This window comes from Pseudomonas sp. P5_B2, assembly GCF_056400445.1.
The window spans coordinates 1-614 of sequence record NZ_JBFULH010001420.1 but is presented as its reverse complement, the minus strand read 5'-3'; the positions used below and the strand labels follow the sequence as shown (position 1 = coordinate 614).

The following is a 614-nucleotide window of genomic DNA, read 5'->3' as shown; positions in this document are numbered from 1 at the left end:
CTCTCACGACCATGCAAAAACGTTGCGGCCACGCTGTGTCCCGGTTCATGCAACGCCGTGTGCAAGGTGTGCCGCACGAATTGCGCCGCCGCCGGATTGACGTCCACGCTTTGCAACGCGACGTCATAACTCACGCCTTCCTGCTGCAACGCTACAAAGCGTTCCACTGCGACAGTGCTGGCACCCACTTCGCGCATCGCATCCAGATACAGTTCAAAATGGCTGTAATGACCTTGGGCCGGACGATCATCGGACTCTTCACCCAGCACGATTTCGTTGATCAGGCGCGCGGCCTGGGGGTCTCGTGGTGGCAACCAAGGCAGTTGAACGCACGTCAGTTCCTGTTGCAGACGCTTGGTCAGCGACATGAAATCCCACACGGCAAATACATGGGTTTCCATGAAGCGTTGAAGTACCGACAGCGAATGTATTTCAGAGAAGATGGGGTGTGCACTAAGTTCTGCTTTTTTCTGGATGAGGCGGTCTTTGTTGGTTTTCATGAGTGAGCCTATACGTGAGTTGAAGTGTCATTCAGGAAGTTGCGGCAATAAGAATCTGTTGGTTAAAGATTTCTGTGGGCAAGCAAGTCCCTCAAGCTAACTGATCGGTATGAG

General features: G+C 53.1%; 1 protein-coding gene. It reads right to left on the bottom strand.

Features of this window, described 5'->3' with window-relative positions:
- A partial coding sequence (locus AC1DRJ_RS31580; protein ID WP_477805555.1) for a DUF3050 domain-containing protein occupies positions 1-500 on the bottom strand: 500 nt, incomplete at its 3' end.
- Between the last annotated feature and the right edge of the window lie 114 nt (positions 501-614).